We start from the raw sequence: 15,023 nt of genomic DNA on the forward strand, positions 1-15,023 counted from the left end.
ACCGCATTACACAAGCCACATTGGCCAATGTCTCACCCGGGTTCACCAGGGAGAACTGCCTGCTCAACCGTAAAGACGCCAAACGGACGACTTTCCCCGGAGCCTTTTCGGGGCTGCGGGACTATCGGCGCCGCTGTTAGATTGGGCCCCACCTCTCGGCCCAACTCACATTGCCTCATTTGGCATGGGTTGGGCGCCTATTACCGGAAGGTCAGATGAGTACTCAGCGCTTCATGACGGTGGGTGTGTTCGCCACTGTCCTGCTCGGGGGAGCCGCAGCACCAGCACTGGCCGAAACCCCCTCAGCCCTCTACGTGAACCCCTCAGCCTCCGGCTGCTCGGACACCGGACCGGGCACCTCCGCCGAGCAGCCGTTCTGCTCCCCGCAGGTGGCCGCCGACCAGGCCCAGCCCGGGCAGACCGTCAGGCTCTACCCGGCGTCGTACGCCACGGGGCTGAAGCTCAGCCGATCGGGCACGGCGGACAGTCCCATCCGGTTCGAGGCGTATCCGACGCCCAACAAGACGTTCCTTCCGGGCAGCCTGCAGATCGACGCCGGGGTGCACAACCTCGCCCTGACCGACCTGGGCTTCTACACGGCGTCGATCCAGGGTGCCAGCGACATCGCGTTCGACCGGGGCCGCCTCTCCGGACTGGGCACGGACATTCCACTGAGCATCGGCGGTGACTCCCATCACATCAGGGTCACCCGAACCCGGATCGTGACGCCCGCCGTCAAGGTCTCATCCGTGGCGGTCAGCGCGCCGGCGCACGACGTCGTGCTGAGCACGAACACGGTCTACGGCGGCCAGGTCACCGACACGGTCACCGTGGCCGGGGCCCAGAACGTGGTCGTCACCAGCAACACGATCCGGCAGGGCACCCGGCACGCCCTGTCGGTGTCCGGCGCGGCCATCGGCACCGTGATCGAGAACAACGTGCTGATCAATCCGAGTAGCGCGACGCAGGCCGGCGCGAAGTTGGCCGTCGCGGCGGACTCGACCGCACAGACGACGGCCCTGTTCAACGCGTTCAGCACCGGCGTGGGACAGCCCTACACCTGGGGTGGCACCGACTACCAGACCGCGGCGCAGTTCCAGGCGGCGACCGGCCAGGGCCGGTCCGACGTGCTGGGCGCCTTCGACGGCTCGAACGGCGGCCTGGCCGCCCTCCCGGAGCTGGTCGACTCGGCGGACGCCTCGGCACCCGGCGAGTTGGACACGGACGTGCTCGGCAACGCGCGGGTGGACCACCCCGGGGTGGCGAACACCGGCGGTTCCATCCACGACCGGGGAGCGTTCGAGTCCATCGACCGGCTGTCGTCCAACCACGATATTTACGCGCTCACTGACTCTGGCGCCGGCATCGGCCTGCGCTTCATGTGGAGCGCCAACTGGTACGGGCTCACCGTCACCTCCAGAGTCAATTGGGGCGACGGCAGCCCGGAGACCACGAAGGCGGCGCAGGCCACGCCGTACCCCACGGGTGACCTCGACCAGCAGCACGTCTATCAGCACCCGGGCAGCTACACCATCACGAGCACAGTCACCGACGGGGTCGTGACGAACACCAGGACCCAGGCGACCGAGACGCTGGGGAACGCGTACACGGCGCTGACCCCGACCCGGATCATGGACACCCGCGAGTCGGGTGACCGGCTGTGCGACATCCGGAACCTCCACGTGGTCGGGCAGGCCGGCGTACCCGCCGGGGCGACCGAGGTCGTGCTGAACGTGACCGCGACCGACTCAACCGGTCCGGGCTTCCTCACCGTCGGTTCCATCGGGTACCCGGGACAGGTCGGCGAGTGGTCGAACGTGAACTACGCGACCGGCCAGACCGTGGCGAACCTGGTCACGGCACCGCTCGCCGCGGACGGCACGGTCCAGATCTACGCCAGGTCCGGTTGCCCGCACGTGGTGGTGGACATCGCCGGCTACTACGCGAAGACGAGCGCGGCCGGGTACACGCCCGTCACGCCCACCCGCCTGGTGGACACCCGGGAGGGCACCGGCACCGGTGGCAAGGTGGCCAAGCTCGGTCCGGGGCAGACGCTCCAGCTCAAGATCACCGGGCAGGCCGGGATCCCGACCACCGGGGTGACCGCCGCCGCGCTGAACCTGACCGTGACCGGGCCGACCGGGCCGGGGTTCATCTCCGCGTACCCGGCCGGGGGCGCGCACCCCGGGGTGTCCAACCTCAACTACGTCTCCGGGCAGACCGTGGCCAACGCCGCGATCGTCCAGGTCTCCGCTGACGGGACGATCGAGCTGCGCAACACCTCGGCCAGCACCACGGACTTCGTGGTCGACGTGTCCGGCTACTACACCGCCACCGGCGGCCTGTACTTCGTGCCGAGGTGGCCGACCCGGATCGTCGACACCCGGGCCGACATGGTGGTGAACGGCGACACCAACAACCACAGCCCGCTGCTGCCGTTCGGCACGTACCGTGCTCCGGTGCGGATCGATCCCGCCCATGCGGTACCGGTCATGAACGTCACGGTGACGAACACCCGGTCCACGGGGTTCCTGACGGCGTTCCCCGAGGGATCCCGGCCGAACGCCTCGAATCTGAACTGGACGCCGGGCCTCAACGTGCCGGCGATGACCCAGGTCGGGCGGGGTGCCGACGGCACGGTCAGCTTCTACAACGGTTCGAACGGAAGCACCGACCTGGTCGTCGACGTGTTCGGCTACTTCGTCTGAGACGACGGCTCCACGAGGCCCGGCTGGATTCCAGCCGGGCCTCCCGTGCGCTAGCGGTGTCTGGCCGCCGGCTGCCGCGCCTCCCGTGCGCGGGTCACCGCCCGGCCCACCTGACCGAAGATCCGTTCACTCCCCGTGGCGAACAGCAGCACCCACGCTCCCCGGTGCTCCGCCCACAACTCCCATCGCCGGCCGACCCGGAAGACAGCCGACAGTCCCGTCGGCGGTGCGACCTCGATCCGGCCGAGTTCCGCGAGGGGATAGCACGTACCAGCGACTTCGACGCATTGTTCCGTGACGCGCACGCCGTCGCGCTCGTAGTAGATGGTCATCGCCCGGCCCTCCAAGCGATAGATGCCCAAGCGACCAGTGTGCGTCGCGGAGGCGTCCGCGAACAGGGGACAGTCCGCTACTTGGCACAGTCTGTTACGACACGGCCTGTTCACGACCCCGCAACGTCAGCGTCACCGGCTCACGGCCTCCGCGAGGAGTACCCGACCTGCGAGGCTCCACTTGCGCAGGGTCGGCACCCGGGCCCGGGTCGCGAACACGTTGTGGTCCGCACGGACGATCTCGTCGAGGATCCCGGCGTACAGCCGCTGGGCGCTGCGGACACAGGCGCGCGAGCTCGGCTGGAGCAGGGCGATCCCGGGTTCGGCGAGGGCGTAGTGGTGGCGGGCGCGCTGCACCTCGTACCGGATGAGGGCCTGGATCTGGGGGTTGATCTCGCCGGAGGCCGCGGCGGCGCGCAGGTCGGACAGCGTGACGCCGAACCGGGCCAGGTCCTCCAGCGGCAGGTAGAGCCGGTCGCGGTCGAGGTCCTCGCCGATGTCGCGGATGAAGTTGGTGAGCTGGAACGCGATGCCGAGCTGCCGGGCGGGTTCCCGGGCCGCCGCGTCGTCGACCGAACCGAGCAGGGGCAGCATCATGGTGCCGATGGCCGCCGCCGAGCCCGCCATGTAGTCCAACAAACTGTCAAATGTCGGATAATCGATGATGGTCAGATCCATCGCCATGCTTCGGAGGAACACCGCGAAGTCGTCGGCCGGCAGGTCGAACACCCGGATGGTGTGGATCACCGCCGGCAGCAGTGGATCATCGATCGGCTCCCCGCGCAGCCCGGCCGCGAGCAGCTCCCCCCACTCGGCCAGGCGCTCAGCGCGCTCCGCGACGCCCGGTCGGTCCACGATCTCGTCGGCATACCGGGTGAAGCCATACAGCGCGTGCACATGCCGCCGTTTCCACGCCGGCAGCAGCCGGGTGGCGAGGTAGTAGCTGCGACCGTGGTGACGGTGCAGCAACCGGCAGCGTTCATACGCCTCGGCCAGCCTGATGCCCATCGTCACCCCCGGGGACCTACGGTATTCGTGTGCGCAGAGTAACCGGACCAGCCGAGCATGTCGTCATCGTCGGTGCCGGGCTGGGGGGGCTCGCCTGTGCGCTGCGCCTCGCCGGCGCGGGGCGGCGGGTCACCGTGATCGAGAAATCGGAGAGCCCCGGCGGCAAGGCCGGCCGGCTCAGCCTCGGCGGCTACGAGTTCGACACCGGCCCCACGGTGCTGACCGCCCCCGAGCTGATCGCCGAGACCCTGGGCGCGGTCGGCGAGAAGCTGGAGGACTGGCTGGACCTGATCCCGCTCGGCCCCGCCTACCGGGGCCACTTCCCCGACGGCTCGACCCTGGACGTGCACACCGACACCGCGGCCATGGCCGCCGAGGTCTCGCGGGTGTGCGGGCCACGGGAGGCCGACGGCTATCTGCGCTTCGCCGAATACGCCCAGCGGATGTACGAGCTGGAGCTGCGGCACTTCATCGACCGCAACCTCGACGGCCCGCGCGACCTGGTGTCCCTTTCGCTGCTCAAGCTGATCGGCATGGGCGGCTTCCGCAAGCTCGGCCCGGTCGTCGGGGACTTCCTGAAGGACCCCCGGACGCGCCGCCTCTTCTCCTTCCAGTCCCTCTACGCAGGCCTCGCCCCCGCCGACGCCCTCGCGATCTACAGCGTGATCTCCTACCTCGACTGCGTCTCCGGCGTGTACTTCCCCCGCGGCGGCATCCACGCCCTCCCCCGCGCCCTGGCCGGCGCGGCCGAGAAGCACGGCGTCGAGTTCGTCTACGGCCAGACCGTCAGCAAGGTCGAGCTCGCCGGGGACCGTGCCCGCGCGGTGATCACCTCGGACGGCACCCGGATCCCGGCGGACGTCGTGGTCCTCAACCCGGACCTGGCGTCGTCGTACCAGCTCCTCGGCCGCCGGGCGACCCGCCAGCTGCGGTACTCGCCGTCCTGCGTCGTCCTGCACGTCGGCTCCCGGGCCAGCTACTCCGGCATCGCGCACCACAACCTGCACTTCGGTAAGGCATGGGACGAGACGTTCGACCAGATCATCAAGCGCGGCGAGGTGATGAGCGACCCGTCGCTGCTGGTCAGCAACCCGAGCCGCACCGACCCGACCCTGGCCCCGACCGGCAGGCAGGCCTACTACGTCCTCGCCCCGGTCCCCAACCTGCGCGTCGGTCCCGCCTGGGACGGACTGGCCGGCAGGCGCTATGCCGCGGAACTGGTCGCGACCCTGGAGGCGCGCGGCTACCTGGACTTCGGGGCCGAGATCGAGGTTTCGCACGTGGTGACCCCGTCCGACTGGGCGCGCGAGGGTTGCGAGGCTGGTACCCCATTTTCACTTGCGCATACTTTTGGGCAGACTGGACCGTTTAGGCCCGCTAACCTGGCATCTGGGCTAGCGAATGTCGTCTTCGTCGGCGCCGGTACCCAGCCAGGAGTGGGCGTTCCGATGGTGTTGATCTCCGGGCGGTTGGCGGCGGAAAGGATCACAGGAAGCTGATCATGCTGCTGCGCCGGGTACTCGTCGCACTCCTGACCCTGCCGCTCCTCGTCGCGTGCGACCACACCACGGCAGCGTGGCGCGAACCCAAACCGCCGCCGCCTCCGGTGATCGTCAGGACCACCCAGCCGCCGCCCGTGGTCCGCCCCGAGTTCACCCCCTACGAGACGATCAAGAACACCGGCGGCCCCGACGCCGCGCTGACCTTCGACGACGGGCCCAGCCCCACCTACACGCCCCAGATCCTGGCCCTGCTCAAGCAGTACGGGATCAAGGCCACGTTCTGCCTGATCGGCACCGAGGCCCAGGAGTACCCGGCGCTCGTCCAGGCGATCGCCCGCGACGGCCACACCCTGTGCAACCACAGCTGGCACCACGAACTCGGCCTCGGCTCCTGGTCCCCGGACGCGATCCGCGCCAACCTGTCCCGCACCAACGACGCCATCCACCGGGCCGTCCCCGGCGCCCAGATCCGCTACTACCGCCAACCCGGCGGCATGTGGAGCCCCACCCTGATCGACGTCGCCCGGTCACTCGGCATGCGCTCCCTGCACTGGTCCGTCGACACCAAGGACTGGACCCAGCCCGGAGCCGATGCGATCTACACCACAGTCTTCACCCAGACCCAGGCGGGCTCCATCGTGTTGATGCACGACGCCGGAGGGAACCGCTCCGGCACCCTCACCGCGTGCAGGAGACTGTTTCCGCAGCTCAAGACGCGAATGACCCTGGTGGCCATGCCCTGAGTTGGAGGATGCCCGGGGCATCACGTATGCTTTCCAAGCCTCCAACGAGGGCCTGGACGGAAGGCAAACGCGAAAGTCCCGCACCGTGTGCGATGATTTTCGAGCCGCCCCCATCGTCTAGCGGCCCAGGACGTCGCCCTTTCAAGGCGGTAGCACGGGTTCGAATCCCGTTGGGGGCACAGGTAAGATCAGCAACACCAGCAAGGTCCTGTGGAGCAGTTGGAGTGCTCGCCGCCCTGTCAAGGCGGAGGTCGCGGGTTCAAGTCCCGTCAGGACCGCTTTGTTTGCGCACGGCCAGGTAGCTCAGTTGGTACGAGCGTCCGACTGAAAATCGGAAGGTCGGCGGTTCGACCCCGCCCCTGGCCACTTAGCTCTTCGCCGGGCTAGAGCATCGCCCACCTGCGGAAACGCTGGTGGGTGTTTTGCTGTCCGGGGCACATCCCGGCTAGGCCGACGACCGCCAGTGCCCCTGAAAATCCATGATCAGCCGGTCGCTGTCGCACGCTAATCGCACGCCTGGACCACCTCGCCCGCAGCCAAGGTGCTGGCCTGAGGGGACCATCCCGTCACCTGATCTCTGATCGATCGCGCCGACGCCGGGGTGTCAAAAACGGGTCATCGTTTGATACCCCGGCGGCGGTGTGATTGCCCTCGCGGCAGGTGACGGGATGGCCCCCGACCCAGAACCGCAACCACAAACTCTCGGCAACGTGCCCGACCAGCCCCAGCCATCCCGGAGCCTGCCCGTCCGGCGAGGACAAGGTTGCTACCCCCAGTCAGCCAGAAGCCGCCGGTAGACTACGGCCAGATCCTAGGATCAGCCGCCTGTAGCTCAATCGGTAGAGCGGCCCCTGCGAGGGGAAGGTTGCGGGTTCGAACCCCGTCAGGATGGGAACAGGGCACCTCACATGAGGTGCCCTGTTTTACGTTCTCGCCTCGCGGGTGGTTCTGCGCTGGGCGGGTGCGGCTGCCGTCGGTTGTCGGCGGCTTCCGCTCCGGCCGACCGGAGGGAAGGCCGGAGCGGCTTGCCGCCGGACGGGTCTCCGCACCCGCACAGCGCGCCGCGAGGCGCGCCTTGATCCTGTAGAGAACAATTCGGCAACCAACTGCTACGCGTTCGTCCGACCACCCTCGGCCAGCCGTGGAGGTAGCGGCCAGATCGTCGTGAAGGCTTCGTCCGAACAACCTGCCATCAACGCGTTGGTCATTGTCACGTAGACCGGCCCATGCGGCGTGTGAACCCGCCAGTTCTCCCACTGATCCAGATCATGTGATGCGAACCTCGCCAGCAACCTGGCCAGCTCCCCCAATTCGGCGTCGCTAAGCCGTTCGCCAGGATCAATGTTCTCCATCCGGCAAGCATGGCAGAACGCGCGTGCCCAGACCTGCCGCGCGAATCTGGGCACATCGTTCGGCACTCAGGTGGTGCGAACGAGCCTGGTGGTGAAGCCGGCCTTAACCAGGCGCTCGAACGCCGCGTGTACCTCGTCGGGCATGGGCTGAGGGATCGCGAAGCCGAGTGGCTGCTCTACGGCATCGCGCCGAAGAACGCCGGACCGACCCTGCGCCCGGGTCACTGCCGGGGCAAGGTCCACCAGCGCCAGACCCTCGGCTTCACCGGGCGGCGGGTTCTCATCTCCCGGCAGTGGTCGAACAAGACGCTCACCGACCACCGCGACGACAACCGGGCCTGGGTCCGCGCCCTCCTCGAACTCCCCGACGACCAGAGCGACAACACCAAGCCGCGGTTCGAGTACCACGTTCGGTGCACGCAGGACTACCACGCCCGCAGCCCCAGGTTCGGGTCTGAGGGGCCCCCGGCCATCCCGGAGCCTGCCCGCCGGCCAGGCGATGCCTTACCCCACGGCTCGCCAGAAGCGCTGTAGGGTCAGCAAAACTTGGGAGGCTGCGCAGGTGCTGGCGAAGATTGCGTTCTCTGTGGGCGGCACGGTGGCGACCGGGGTCGTTCTCGGCCGAGTGGTCAAGGCCGAGACGGACACGGTGTTTCTGGTGATGGGCTTCGTGCTGGTCACCCTGGTCGGCCTTGCGGAGATGATCCGCCCGAGCCGATTCTCCGACTCCTGACCGCCATGTCAGTTCGGCAGCCAACTGCTACGGGTTCGCCTGACCGCCTTCAGCCAGGTGTGGGGGCAGTGGCCAGATAGTCGTGAAGGCTACGTCCGGGTACTGCCGGCCACAGTCGAGATCAGCGCCGACATCGTCGTCCACCTGGCGCGTCGGCGGTAGCGTCCGGGGCGGACAGCGGAAGGAACACCACCTACGCTCCCCCGCATGACAGATCTGTGGCCTGACGAGAAGAAGTCCCGCTATCCCGGTCAGGCGACCGCGCTCGGCCTGGCCATGCTGCTGCTGTGCCCCACCACGGGCTGGGTGCTGTACATCCTCGACTCCCGCGACCAGCTGCACGGCGCGATCAACGGCATCACCATCTTCACGTGTTTCGTCCCCTTCCAGTTCTTCGGGACGGCAGCTCTCCTGTCCGCCTTCTTCAAGCTCGGCAAGAGGAAGGCCTGGCCCGGTTGGCTGGCCCTCGCCGTGGGCCTGGGGGTGGTACTCCTGATCAGTGGTGTGCTGGCTCTCATCGCTTCCTTGATCAACACGGACTAGGCTCAGTCGGTGCCGCCCGCCGCTATCGCCCTCGTCGTCGCAGCAGCCTTCTGCCACGCCGGGTGGAACCTGGCGGCGAAGCGGGCCGGCGACGGCGGGCCGGCCCTGCTCTGGATGTCGACGGTCGTCTCCTCGGTGCTGTACGCGCCGGCGCTCTTCTTCGTCCGGCCGAGTTTCACCTGGGCCGCGATCGGAGTGATCTTGTGCAGCGCCGTGATGCACCTGGGCTACTTCGTGCTGCTCCAGCGCGGCTACCGGGTCGGCGACCTGTCCGTGGTGTACCCGCTGGCCAGGGGTACCGGTCCGCTGTTGTCCGTCGGGGTCGCGGTGCTGGTCCTGGGCGAGCGGCCCGGCTGGCTGGCCCTCGCCGGCGGGCTGACCGTGGTGGTCGGCATCCTGATCGTGAGCGGTGGCCCGGGCACCGGGGATCGGCACCGCCGCCGCACGGGCCTGGCGTACGGGCTGGTCGTGGGGGTGTTCATCGCCGGGTACACCGTGTTCGACGCGCACGCCGTGGGGCCGCTGGCGATCGCGCCGCTGTTCTACGAGTGGGGCAGCAACGTGTGCAGGCTGGTGTTCCTCACCCCGTACGCGGTCAGGAATCCGGACCGGGTCAGGGACGTGTGGCGCCGGTACCGGAAAGAGGTGTTCGTGATCGCCGGGTTGTCACCACTTGCCTATATTCTCGTGCTCTTCGCCTACCGGATGGCCCCGGTCAGCCTGGTCGCCCCGGCCCGCGAGCTGTCCATCGTGGTCGGCAGCGTGTTCGGCTGGCTCCTGCTCCGCGAGCCCAACCCGCTCCGCCGGCTCCTCGGCGCGGCGGTGGTCCTGGGCGGCGTGATCGCCCTGGCCGCAGGCTGAACGGTGCCCCGCCGGCCCGCTCCGCGACCCGGCTACCGGCGCAGAGTAGCGATCGCCGACGTCACCAGCGCCCCCAGACAGGGCCGGATCTCCTCGTCGTTCACCGCCGCCCGATACAACGCCCGGGCCGTGTCCTCCTCGCCGTTGGCGTGTGCGCTGATGAACCGCGCGACCCACCGCAGGTCATACCCGGCGGACTCGATCCCGGGGAAGTCCAGCGTCCAGAACTCCGCGTCCTCCGGCTGGCGGAAGTCGCCCAGCATCTCGGTCACGATGGCCCCGGCCAGGTCATACACCGCCCAGGCCCCGTGCTCGGCGACGATCTCGTCGACCGAGCGCATGGCGCCGTCGAGATCGCCGACCACCCCCGCCGCGAGGACCGCGTGCACGTGGTCGCCGATCTCGTCAGACGCGCTGGCCGGGATCGATGTCATCAGCCGCAGGTTACTGCGACCGGTCAAGTCAGAGGGCCGGATTGGGCCGAATCGCACAGGTGAGTCGCGCCGTGCAGATCCGCCGGCCCGCGCTGTCGGAGATGATGATCTCGTACGTGGCCAGGGTTCTGCCGAGGTGGATCGGCGTGGCGACCCCGGTGACCAGCCCGGTTCGGGCCGACCGGTGGTGGGTGCAGCTCAGCTCGGTGCCCAGGGCGATGCCGCCGGACTGGCCGGCGTACAGGGCGGAGCCGATCGAGCCGACGGTCTCGGCGAGGACGGCGGAGGCGCCGCCGTGCAGTACACCGTAGGGCTGGGTGTTGCCCTCGACCGGCATCGTGGCGACCACCCGCTCGGGGCTGGCCTCGGTGATCTCGATGCCCATCTTCTTGGCGAGGTCGCCGCCCGGGCTGATGTCGAACGACTCGGTCATTTCTTCTTCTCCAGGAAGGCTGTCATCCGGGCGTACTTCTCCGCGTCCTCGAACAGCACGGCCTGGCTGGCCAGTTCGATGTGCGGGTGCGCGCCCTCGGGGGCGTCCACGGCCAGCTTGGTCAGCCGGAGCGCGAGGGTCGAGGACTTCGCGATGTCGTCGAGGATGCCGTGGGCGGTGGCGAGCAGGTCGGCGGGCGCGACGACCCGGGAGACCAGGCCACGGGACAGTGCCTCGTCTGCGAGCATCCGCCGGCCGGTGAACAGCAGTTCCTTGGCCAGGCCCTCGCCGATCAGCCGGGGCAGCCGGTAGGTGGCCCCGGCGCCGGCGAGGATGCCCAGCCGGGCCTCCGGCTGGCCGAAGAAGGCGCGGTCGGTGCAGATCCGCAGGTCACACGCGTACGCGAGCTCCGCGCCCCCGCCCAGCGCCGGCCCGTCCACGGCGGCGATCGTCGGCAGCGGGAGCTTGAGGATCCGCGCGAACAGGCTCTGGTTGATCCCGGCCAGGGCTTCCAGGCGGCCCCGGTCGCGGAGCTGGGCGATGTCGGCCCCGCCGGCGAACAGGCCGTCCGCGCCGCCGGTGAGCAGCAGCAGCTTCGGGTCGCGTTCGAGCCGGGCGCACACCTCGTGCAGCTCGGCGACCAGTTCGGCGTCGATGGCGTTGCGCTTCTCGGGGCGGTCGAGAGTGACCACCAGCCGGTCGTCGCTCTCGGAGATCAGGAGGCTGGCCACGTGTGGAACCCCTCGCCGGTCTTCTTGCCGAGCTTGCCGGCCGCCACCATGTCGATCAGGAGCTGCGGGGGCGCGAACCGGTCGCCGTACGCGGCCTGCAACGTGCGGGCGATGTCGAGCCGGACGTCGAGCCCGACGACGTCGGTGAGCTCCAGCGGGCCCATCGGGTGCTTGTAGCCGAGCTTCATGGCCTTGTCGATGTCGGCGGCGCTGGCCACGCCGTCCTCGAGCATCCGGATGGCCTCCAGGCCGAGCATCACGCCGAGTCGGGAGGTGGCGAAGCCGGGCATGTCCCGGACGACGACCGGGTCCTTGCCGAGCCGGTCGGCGACGATCAGCGCCCGCTCGCGCGCGTCGGCGGAGGTGTCGTCGGCGAGCACGATCTCCAGCAGCGGCATCGCGAACACCGGGTTGAAGAAGTGCAGCCCGCACAGGACCGACGGGTCGGGCAGGCCCTCGGCGAGCGAGGAGATCGCGATCGAGGAGGTGTTGGTGGCCAGCAGCGCCGGCTTGAGCGCGGCGGCGGCGGCCAGCACGGACCGCTTCAGCTCCAGCCGCTCGGGCACGGCCTCGACGATCACCGACGGATCGGGGGCGACCTCGTCCAGGGACCGGACCAGGTGCAACCGACCGGCGGCCCCGTCGGCTTCGAGCTGCGACAGCTTGCCCCGGGTCACCGCCTTGGCCCACAGGTCCCGCAGCCCGGCGACCGCTGCGGGCCCCCGGTCGGGATCGGGCTCGACGAGCGAGACGACGTACCCGGCCCCGGCGGCGACGTACGCGATTCCCGCGCCCATCGTCCCGGCCCCGATCACCACGAAGCGTTCCAGCATGAGCCCGATTCTGCCCGGCTCCGGATCGGCCCCGCCATGACCCCCGCCACGGGGTGCCGAAGTCATGTCCGTGCATTTCATGCAGTTGCATATTATGCAGGCGTCAGCCGCCGCCCAGCCGGCGGATCAGGACGGCCAGGGCGACCGCTCCCACCACCACCAGCCCCACCCGGAACAGCAGCCCGTTCCAGTGCACCCGGTGCCGCACCTCCGTCGGCGCGGCGGCGTCGGAGATCCCCAGCCCGAGCAGCCGGCCCCGGAGCATCCGGACCTCCTGCACCCGCCGCTGCACGACAGCGGCCGGATCCCGGAACCGGCCGGCCACGTCGTACACCGTCCCGGCCGGGTTGCCCTGGGCCCGGCTGATCGCGACCGCGAGCTTGGCCTGGGCCATCTGCAGCCGGCGGACCAGCAGTTGGGCCTTGAGTCCGCCGCGCGCCTTCGCGTACCGCCGGGCCGCGTGCCGCCGCCGCGCGTGGCACAGCGTGTCGACCTCCCCCGCCGTGGCCAGCCCCGGGTCGGTCAGCCCGAGCAGGGTGTCGGAGTAGTAGCGCGCCTCGCTGCGTTTGGCCGCGCCGACCAGGAGCAGCACGAGCAGCAGGCCCGGCAGGCCCTTGATCAGCAGGATGGCGGCGATCCCGCCCAGTCCGCCGCCGAAGCCGTTGATCAGCAGCGGGGAGTTCCAGACGAAGTGCAGGCCCCACGCGCCGAGGAAAGCCAGCGCCGCGATGCCGAGCCGGCGCCACCAGGGCCGGCGGACGGCGACGAGTGCGTACCCGATGCCCGCGCCGGCGAGCGCCGTGAACATGGTGTGGCTCCACAGCCCGGACAGGAACCCCCTGACCAGAAATGTCGCGACCACCGGGGAGACGGTGTCGCCGTTGCCGGAGATGGCGACGGCGTACATCGCGTACATGAAGTTCTCGACGAGCTGGAAGCCGAGGCCGACGAAGGCCCCGTAGACGACGCCGTCGACGACGCTGTTCAGCTGGCCCTTGGCGAGCAGCACGATCATGATCACGCCGAGGATCTTGGCCGGTTCCTCGATGGTCGGGCCGACGATGGCCGGGGACCACTGGTCGGAGAACGCCGGCGAGATCAGCTTGGCGAGGATGCCCTGCAACGCCTGGCCGCCGGTCACGCCGACCGCCGTCGCGGCCAGGCCGCCCCAGGCCACGGCGGTGCCGATCAGGGACACCGGTTCGGGTTCGAGGTAGTCGAGGCCGGTGACCAGCAGGGTGTACGGGATCGCGTACAGCCCGAACAGCACCACGGCCAGCGCGGCGGCCCGGGGATAGTTGACGAAGTTCGGGTACCCGAACTTCCCGATCTGCCAGGCCCCGTATCCGATCACGACGACGGTCAGCCACAGCGCCGGGCTGCGCCAGGTGAGTCTGCGTTGCCCGCTCTGCATGGGTCGGACGGCGGCGGTCACGCGAACCTCAATCCCGCGAGGCTCTGCTCCACGGCCCCGACCTGTTCGGCGAGCGCGGTGCCGCTGACCGTGACCTGCACGCCGATCCCGTTGGACACGTACGCCGCGTAGATGCCGTCGCGGCCGGTGGAGGAGAACGTGCCGCGCAGGCCGCGCACCCCGGCGTCGGTGTGCACCTCGCGCAGGTCGCCGGTGACCTGGACGCCGCGCTGGTTCTGCACCCGGGTGCGGAGCCGGCTGGCGAGCCCGTCGACGCCGTCGGAGGTGGTCTTCGCCTCGGCCCGGAAGTCGAGGCCGTGCAGGACGAGAGCGAGCACGCCCCGGTTGGGCAGGGTGCGGGTGACGTCGACCCTGGCCCCGACGGGTGGGGTGATGGTCACCCCGTAGCCGATCGCCAGCTCCTGGCCGGCGGGCAGCGAACGCTCGGCGGGCAGCGCGCGGTTCACGGCTGGTAGGCCGAACGTGAGGGTGGCCAGCACCGCGAGGACCGCGAGGGTGCCCAGCAGGTTCGCACGCACTCGGCCTCCCCTACCGGTAGCGGCGTTATCGCTGAGGGTGAGCCTACCGTGTCCGGACCCCAGGTTGGAGCCCCGACACAATCCGCTCTTTCCGGGTACCGATGCTGTGCACACGCCCACGTGCACAAAGTTTCATGCACAATCCCCCTTGCACAATCTCCTGTGCACGAGTGATCATGGACGCATGACGGGCTCACCCCTCCCCCCGGAGGTGACCGACCTGGAAGCGCTCCGCACTCTCGCGCATCCCCGCCGGCACCGGATCCTCCAGCACCTGGAGGTGCACGGACCGGCGACGGCCACCACCCTGGCGGCGGCCCTCGGCGAGAACACGGGCGCCACCAGCTACCACCTGCGCGAACTGGCCCGGTACGGCTTCGTCGCCGAGGTGCCCGACCTGGCGCACGGCCGGGAGCGGTGGTGGAAGTACACCGAGCGCCGGCTGCCCCTCCGCGACCAGCAGGACCAGGACATGCGCCCGGTGCTGCACGAGGTCACCCGGCTGGGCTACTCGGCGGACCTGGACCTGTTCGCCGCGGCCCAGGCCGCCCGGGACGCCACCGGCGAATGGGCGGAGGAGCTGCCCTACGACCGCGATGCCGTCGAGCTCAGCTACACCGAACTCATCGCACTGCAACGCGACTACCAGGAGCTGCTGGCCAGCTACCGCGACCGGCCCCGTCCGGCCGACGCCCGGACCGTGCACCTGCGCTTCCTGGCTTTCCCCGCACCCAGGTAAGTCCCGACACGAAACATCCGGGCCGCGCGCCAACGCGGCCCGGGATCCGCACACGCAAAAACGGGTCGTCGAGCGCCAACTCGACGACCCGGCCCTGCCCTTGCGCAGAAAACACCGC

At 69.7% G+C, this 15,023-nt stretch carries 17 protein-coding genes and 3 tRNA genes; 11 read left to right on the forward strand and 9 right to left on the reverse strand.

The window, feature by feature from the left end; all coding sequences use genetic code 11:
• Positions 1-215 precede the first annotated feature (215 nt).
• The gene (locus tag IW245_RS27845) at positions 216-2,708 is read left to right on the forward strand and encodes a hypothetical protein (RefSeq protein ID WP_197006111.1); all 2,493 of its coding nucleotides are present in this window, start codon (positions 216-218) and stop codon (positions 2,706-2,708) included.
• Positions 2,709-2,758: 50 nt separating this feature from the next.
• Here IW245_RS27845 and IW245_RS27850 read toward each other — a convergent pair whose 3' ends face one another.
• Both IW245_RS27850 and IW245_RS27855 read right to left on the reverse strand, forming a co-directional pair.
• Positions 2,759-3,070, reverse strand: a complete 312-nt coding sequence (locus IW245_RS27850; protein ID WP_197006112.1) for a DUF6232 family protein — start codon at positions 3,068-3,070, stop codon at positions 2,759-2,761.
• A gap of 102 nt (positions 3,071-3,172) precedes the next feature.
• Positions 3,173-4,048 carry a phytoene/squalene synthase family protein gene (locus IW245_RS27855; protein ID WP_197006113.1) on the reverse strand — a complete coding sequence of 292 codons (876 nt, stop codon included), beginning with the start codon at positions 4,046-4,048 and terminating at the stop codon, positions 3,173-3,175.
• Between the two features lie 29 nt (positions 4,049-4,077).
• Here IW245_RS27855 and crtI point away from each other — a divergent pair, with 29 nt between their 5' ends.
• From crtI to IW245_RS27880, 5 genes are all read left to right on the forward strand, one after another.
• Positions 4,078-5,547 carry a phytoene desaturase family protein gene (gene crtI / locus IW245_RS27860; protein ID WP_197006114.1) on the forward strand — a complete coding sequence of 490 codons (1,470 nt, stop codon included), beginning with the start codon at positions 4,078-4,080 and terminating at the stop codon, positions 5,545-5,547.
• Positions 5,548-5,549: 2 nt separating this feature from the next.
• Positions 5,550-6,293, forward strand: a complete 744-nt coding sequence (locus tag IW245_RS27865; protein ID WP_197006115.1) for a polysaccharide deacetylase family protein — start codon at positions 5,550-5,552, stop codon at positions 6,291-6,293.
• A 106-nt stretch (positions 6,294-6,399) separates the two neighbouring features.
• A tRNA-Glu gene (locus IW245_RS27870) sits at positions 6,400-6,472 on the forward strand.
• A 25-nt stretch (positions 6,473-6,497) separates the two neighbouring features.
• A tRNA-Asp gene (locus IW245_RS27875) sits at positions 6,498-6,571 on the forward strand.
• A gap of 14 nt (positions 6,572-6,585) precedes the next feature.
• A tRNA-Phe gene (locus tag IW245_RS27880) sits at positions 6,586-6,659 on the forward strand.
• Between the two features lie 743 nt (positions 6,660-7,402).
• On the opposite strand, the gene IW245_RS27885 is transcribed toward IW245_RS27880, so the two are convergent.
• Positions 7,403-7,645, reverse strand: coding sequence for a hypothetical protein (locus IW245_RS27885; RefSeq protein ID WP_197006116.1), 243 nt, complete (start codon positions 7,643-7,645; stop codon positions 7,403-7,405).
• A gap of 126 nt (positions 7,646-7,771) precedes the next feature.
• Between IW245_RS27885 and IW245_RS42390 the strand changes: the two genes are divergently transcribed.
• From IW245_RS42390 to IW245_RS42395, 4 genes are all read left to right on the forward strand, one after another.
• Positions 7,772-8,179 (forward strand): replication initiator, encoded by a 408-nt coding sequence (locus IW245_RS42390; protein WP_307788921.1) that lies wholly within the window; start codon positions 7,772-7,774, stop codon positions 8,177-8,179.
• Positions 8,180-8,207: 28 nt separating this feature from the next.
• Positions 8,208-8,378 carry a hypothetical protein gene (locus IW245_RS27895; RefSeq protein WP_197006117.1) on the forward strand — a complete coding sequence of 57 codons (171 nt, stop codon included), beginning with the start codon at positions 8,208-8,210 and terminating at the stop codon, positions 8,376-8,378.
• 207 nt (positions 8,379-8,585) lie between these two features.
• Positions 8,586-8,921, forward strand: coding sequence for a hypothetical protein (locus IW245_RS27900; protein WP_197006118.1), 336 nt, complete (start codon positions 8,586-8,588; stop codon positions 8,919-8,921).
• Between the two features lie 9 nt (positions 8,922-8,930).
• Entirely contained in the window at positions 8,931-9,782 is an 852-nt protein-coding gene (locus IW245_RS42395) for an EamA family transporter (protein WP_197006119.1), read from the forward strand.
• Between the two features lie 32 nt (positions 9,783-9,814).
• On the opposite strand, the gene IW245_RS27910 is transcribed toward IW245_RS42395, so the two are convergent.
• The 6 genes from IW245_RS27910 to IW245_RS27935 form a co-directional block, all read right to left on the reverse strand.
• Positions 9,815-10,216, reverse strand: a complete 402-nt coding sequence (locus IW245_RS27910; protein WP_197006120.1) for a hypothetical protein — start codon at positions 10,214-10,216, stop codon at positions 9,815-9,817.
• Positions 10,217-10,244: 28 nt separating this feature from the next.
• Positions 10,245-10,649, reverse strand: a complete 405-nt coding sequence (locus IW245_RS27915) for a hotdog fold thioesterase (protein ID WP_197006121.1) — start codon at positions 10,647-10,649, stop codon at positions 10,245-10,247.
• Positions 10,646-11,380, reverse strand: a complete 735-nt coding sequence (locus IW245_RS27920; protein WP_197006122.1) for an enoyl-CoA hydratase/isomerase family protein — start codon at positions 11,378-11,380, stop codon at positions 10,646-10,648. Before IW245_RS27920 ends, IW245_RS27915 begins: the two co-directional genes overlap by 4 nt.
• Positions 11,365-12,213, reverse strand: coding sequence for a 3-hydroxyacyl-CoA dehydrogenase family protein (locus IW245_RS27925; protein WP_197006123.1), 849 nt, complete (start codon positions 12,211-12,213; stop codon positions 11,365-11,367). The genes IW245_RS27920 and IW245_RS27925 overlap by 16 nt, the downstream gene beginning before the upstream one ends.
• A 103-nt stretch (positions 12,214-12,316) precedes the next feature.
• Positions 12,317-13,648 carry a PrsW family intramembrane metalloprotease gene (locus IW245_RS27930; RefSeq protein ID WP_197006124.1) on the reverse strand — a complete coding sequence of 444 codons (1,332 nt, stop codon included), beginning with the start codon at positions 13,646-13,648 and terminating at the stop codon, positions 12,317-12,319.
• Positions 13,645-14,166 carry a hypothetical protein gene (locus IW245_RS27935; protein WP_197006125.1) on the reverse strand — a complete coding sequence of 174 codons (522 nt, stop codon included), beginning with the start codon at positions 14,164-14,166 and terminating at the stop codon, positions 13,645-13,647. The genes IW245_RS27930 and IW245_RS27935 overlap by 4 nt, the downstream gene beginning before the upstream one ends.
• A gap of 184 nt (positions 14,167-14,350) precedes the next feature.
• Here IW245_RS27935 and IW245_RS27940 point away from each other — a divergent pair, with 184 nt between their 5' ends.
• A complete protein-coding gene (locus tag IW245_RS27940) occupies positions 14,351-14,905 on the forward strand; it encodes a helix-turn-helix domain-containing protein (protein WP_197006126.1) in 555 nt (184 codons plus the stop codon).
• The last annotated feature ends 118 nt before the right edge of the window (positions 14,906-15,023 follow it).

This window comes from Longispora fulva (assembly GCF_015751905.1).
Lineage (GTDB): Bacteria > Actinomycetota > Actinomycetes > Mycobacteriales > Micromonosporaceae > Longispora > Longispora fulva.

What these genes read in the sequence shown, in the direction of transcription:
- IW245_RS27900 (WP_197006118.1), top strand. Translation starts at nt 8,586, where the DNA reads ATGACAGATCTGTGGCCTGACGAGAAGAAGTCCCGCTATCCCGGTCAG.
- IW245_RS27845 (WP_197006111.1), top strand. Translation starts at nt 216, where the DNA reads ATGAGTACTCAGCGCTTCATGACGGTGGGTGTGTTCGCCACTGTCCTG.
- IW245_RS27885 (WP_197006116.1), bottom strand. Translation starts at nt 7,645, where the DNA reads ATGGAGAACATTGATCCTGGCGAACGGCTTAGCGACGCCGAATTGGGG.
- IW245_RS27940 (WP_197006126.1), top strand. Translation starts at nt 14,351, where the DNA reads ATGACGGGCTCACCCCTCCCCCCGGAGGTGACCGACCTGGAAGCGCTC.
- IW245_RS27915 (WP_197006121.1), bottom strand. Translation starts at nt 10,649, where the DNA reads ATGACCGAGTCGTTCGACATCAGCCCGGGCGGCGACCTCGCCAAGAAG.
- IW245_RS27925 (WP_197006123.1), bottom strand. Translation starts at nt 12,213, where the DNA reads ATGCTGGAACGCTTCGTGGTGATCGGGGCCGGGACGATGGGCGCGGGA.
- IW245_RS27865 (WP_197006115.1), top strand. Translation starts at nt 5,550, where the DNA reads ATGCTGCTGCGCCGGGTACTCGTCGCACTCCTGACCCTGCCGCTCCTC.
- IW245_RS27910 (WP_197006120.1), bottom strand. Translation starts at nt 10,216, where the DNA reads ATGACATCGATCCCGGCCAGCGCGTCTGACGAGATCGGCGACCACGTG.
- IW245_RS27855 (WP_197006113.1), bottom strand. Translation starts at nt 4,048, where the DNA reads ATGGGCATCAGGCTGGCCGAGGCGTATGAACGCTGCCGGTTGCTGCAC.